Source organism: Streptomyces sp. NRRL B-24484 (genome assembly GCF_000717715.1).
Taxonomy (GTDB): Bacteria; Actinomycetota; Actinomycetes; order Streptomycetales; family Streptomycetaceae; genus Kitasatospora.
The window spans coordinates 1-3,894 of sequence record NZ_JOAI01000102.1 but is presented as its reverse complement, the minus strand read 5'-3'; the positions used below and the strand labels follow the sequence as shown (position 1 = coordinate 3,894).

Genomic DNA, 3,894 nt, shown 5'->3' with positions numbered 1-3,894 from the left:
GGTGGTGAGGGTGTCCCGGCGGGTGTCGCCGTGCTGGTCGCGTCGGGCGGTGAGGACGGCTTCGAACTCGGCGCGGGCGGCATCCAGGCTGCCCTGGTCCCGCAGGACGAGGGCCAGGCAGTGGCGGGTGGTGAGGGGGTCCCGGTGGGGGTCGCCGACCTGCTCGCGGCGCGCGGTGAGGACGGCTTCGAACTCGGCGCGGGCGCCATCCAGGTCACCCTGCGTCCGCATTACCCAGGCCAAGGAGTTCCGGCTGATGAGGGTGTCGGGGTGGGTGTCGCCTGCCTGCTCGCGCTGGATGGTGACGACGGCTTCGAACTCGGCGCGGGCGGCCTCCAGGTCGCCCTGGTCGTGGGCAATCCAGGCCAGGTCCTGCCGGACGACGAGGGTGCTCAGGTGCCGGCCACCGAGCTGGTCCCGTTCAATAGCCAGGACGGCTTCGAACTCGGCCTTGGCGGCATCGAGATGGCCCTGGCTGTATATGACCCGGGCCAGGGTACGGCGGACGGCGACGGTGTCCGGGTGGGTCTCGCCCTGCTGCTCGCGTTCGACAGCCAGGACGGCTTCGAACTCGGCACGGGCATTCTCCAGGTCGCCCTGGTCCTGGAGAATGCAGGCGAGGGCGTGGCGGGTCGCGAGCGTGTGGGGATGGGTGTCGCCGAGCTGCTCGCGGCGGGCTTCCAGGACGGCTTCGAACACGCTGCGGGCAGCGTCCAGGCCACCCTGCCTGTAGAGGCCCCAGGCGAGGGCGTGACGGGTCGCGAGCGTGTCGGGGTGGGTGTCGCCGAGCTGCTCGCGGCGGGCCTCCAGGACGGCCTCGAGCTCGGCGTCGGCGGCGTCCAGGTCGCCCCGGTCTTGAAGGACCAGGGCGAGGCAGTGGCGGGTGGTGAGAGTGTCAGCGTGGGTGTCGCCGAGCCGCTCGCGGCGGGCCTCCAGGACGGCTTCGAGCTCGGCGTGGGCGGCGTCCAGGTGTTCCTGGTTGTACAGGACATCGGCGAGTTCGTGGCGGGTGGACAGTGTGCCGGGGTGGGTGTGGCCGAGCTGATCGCGTTCGATGGCGAGGATGGCTTCGAGTTCGGTGCGGGCCTGGGAGTGGAGGCCGGCGGCGCTCAGGTAGCGGCAGGCCAGTACGGCGGCCTCGGCGAGAGCCGCCGACCCGGGCTCGCCCGGGTGCCGGGCAGCGTGGTGGAAGGCGCCGAGGATGTGAGGGGTCAGGGACCGCCACGTCACCCATGCTGTCGGGTTGTCAGGCTTTCCGGTGCCGTCGTCCAGGGCGATGGCGGTCAGGATCGCCGAAGCGGCGGCGTGGGTGCCGGCGGTGCGGGAGGCATCCCGCACGAGCGGGTGCATACGCAGGACCGGCACAGCACCGGGGCCTGTTTCGAAGAGATCGATCAGGCCGAGGGAATCGAGGGCGGTCAGGTGCTGCCACAGAGCCGGACCGTCCAGGGACGCGAGATCGCCGGCGTCGGCGAGGCGTCGGGGGACGAGGAGAAGGGCGTACGGGAGCTCGGCGTCGGCGAAGGCCGCGATGAGCTCGAGCAGGGCACGAGCACGGGTGTAGCCGCGGCGCTCGAGGAGCTCGACGGACATGGCCCAGGTCCGCGCGAGAGCCTGCTCGGGGTCGAGACTCGCCGGGCTGTCCTGCCACGCCTGCAGGTAACTGGAGTAGGTATCAAGGGTTCCAGGGGCACGTAAGGCGTGGGGTATCCGGGTGGCATCCGCGAGGTACGAGCCGGCCAGGTACAGGGCGAGCGGAAGGCCGCCGAGACGCTCGGCGAGCGCCCGCGCCTGCTCCTTGGTGCCGGCGCTCTCACCGGCGTAGTCGAGCAGGATCTGCGCCGCGTCGTCGAGTCCGCCGTCAGCCAGCGGATACAGCCGCCGCAGGGGGACCCCCGGTCCCCACGTGGCCTGGGCGCTGTCACGGGTCGTGACCAGGACCGCACCGGATCCCGTCCCGGGCCGTACCAAGCCGGTCCCCTCGGCTAATGCGCCCGGTCCGTTCAGCAGCGCAGGGTCGTCGGCGTTGTCCACCACCAGCAGCCATTGCCCGCCGAGATCACCCAGCCGCCTCCACAGGGCATCGGCTGCATCGCCCGCCTCCATGGCCTCCGAAGCGAGGCCGGCCTGGCCGGCCACGGCGCGCAGACCGGCTTCGAGAGCAGGACCGTTGCGGGCGTCAACCCACCACACCCGCCATCCATCGGCGGTACGGCCGGCCGCGATCTCCAGGGCAAGGGACGTCTTCCCGCAACCACCCATACCGGACAGCACGACCAGCCTGCCCCTGCCCGGGGCCAGCAGATCGGCTTCGACCTGCTCCAACAACCCTTCCCGGCCCCGCAGCGGCCGGGAAGGGTCGCGGCGCCCCAACGGCGGCACCACCGACACCGGCACACGATCTGCGGCAGGCCTGCCACCGAGCTGGGCAGGCGGCCGGCCCATGGCGTGGGGGCCGTGGCTTGCAGAGACATCCGCTTCCCAGGCCGGGTACGAGGCCTGCGCGGGAAACGGTCTTGCTTCTTTACTGATGAGGTCGAATTCATCGACCTTTTCAACCAGATCGCCATGCATTCTCCGCCAGCGGAGAATATCCCCAAGCGATTCTTCGAGAGGGAATCCTTCATTCTCGGAATGAGTTTTGCAGCCGCTGTGGAAGGCGGATACCTTCTCCCATGTGGGAACCCGGAAGTGTCCGTTCTTTCCTTCGAGGAGTTCGCTGATAACGCTGGTATTCAGGACGTCGCCGGACGCCTTGGCCAGCTGGGGCCCGGTGGGGTTGCCGGCCCTTGCCTGGAGCCGCTTCAACTCCTGCGCGAACGCGCGCAGGGCGTCCTGTGCCTGCGGGCTGTGTCCTGGCGCCATCAGGCCCCCTGCCTGTCCGTCTCCCGCACCGCCGGCCTGTGCACAGGTTTCCGCACGGCAGACCGGGATGCCCTCCCCATGTCCACGGACCCGGCTGCTTCCGGTGACGGTTTCCGGTGATCGCCCTTGCGGGCGATGCCGGTGGCGCCGCGCGGTCCGCAGCTGTCCGCACCGGTCCGCGATCGTCCGCCGGACCGGGTTTTTCACCCTAGCGCCCACCTGCGCGGATGCGGGGCCGTTTCCGGGATGATCCGGGCCTGTCCGCAGATCGACTCCAGGCCTTTCCTGGCCGGGATCGTGGTGGTCAAGCCGGCCGGCTGACCCGTACTCACCACGACCCGCCAGGGGAGGACCTGATGTCCCGCAAGAACAAGAAGCAGCAGAACCGCAGCGAGAAGACCCCGCGTACCGCGGTGGCCCCCGAGCAGCCGGCCGCACCCGACCAGACCCCGGCCCCGGAGACGCCCGCCGACGACCACCTCACCGGGCAGATCGCCCGCGGTGCCGCCTCCGGCGCTGCCCGCTCGATCACCGACTGGATCATCGAGCAGATCACCGAGCACTTCGGCTGACCGCCTCCTCGGGGCCGGTGCCCGACCCGGCCACCGGCCCTGAGGAGGACCCCGCGCGGCACCGGGTTCGAGAGACCCGAGCGCCTGCCCCGCCCGCGCCACGGTCCTGGTTCTTCCGCTCTCAGCGACCGAATTTCCTCAATTCCGATCGGTGTCCGAAGAAATGGCCCACGGCCTGCGGCGGGATTTGCCGGCGCCGGGTTTCTGATACTGCCCGGCCCTGGTCTTCCCTGTGTCGATCGGCCGGTTTTCCGGTCGGATGGGGGAGGGGCCATGCGGCGGGATAACCTGACGGATCACACTTGATACAGACCCGGGAAGGTGGCCCGGGAGAGCCCAGTGAACCAGCAGGCCGGACGGTCGGCTAACCGACGATTGGCCGGTCCGGCGTGCCCCGATGGGCGGTCAACCCGACCCCCCATCGGGGCACGCGTCCCTCTAGCCAGCCCTACCCCAC

The 3,894-nt window shown here is 70.5% G+C and carries 2 protein-coding genes; one reads left to right on the top strand and one right to left on the bottom strand.

All coding sequences use genetic code 11. The features are described 5' to 3' along the window. Positions 1-2,865: tetratricopeptide repeat protein (locus IE98_RS0141265; protein WP_159401260.1), on the bottom strand; the 2,865-nt coding region annotated here is incomplete at its 3' end. A gap of 356 nt (positions 2,866-3,221) precedes the next feature. Between IE98_RS0141265 and IE98_RS0141260 the strand changes: the two genes are divergently transcribed. Further along, positions 3,222-3,437, top strand: a complete 216-nt coding sequence (locus IE98_RS0141260) for a hypothetical protein (protein WP_030277839.1) — start codon at positions 3,222-3,224, stop codon at positions 3,435-3,437. Positions 3,438-3,894 lie beyond the last annotated feature (457 nt).

Bases quoted from the DNA above. Each gene is read 5' to 3' on its own strand.
- IE98_RS0141260 (WP_030277839.1), top strand. From the start codon at position 3,222: ATGTCCCGCAAGAACAAGAAGCAGCAGAACCGCAGCGAGAAGACCCCG.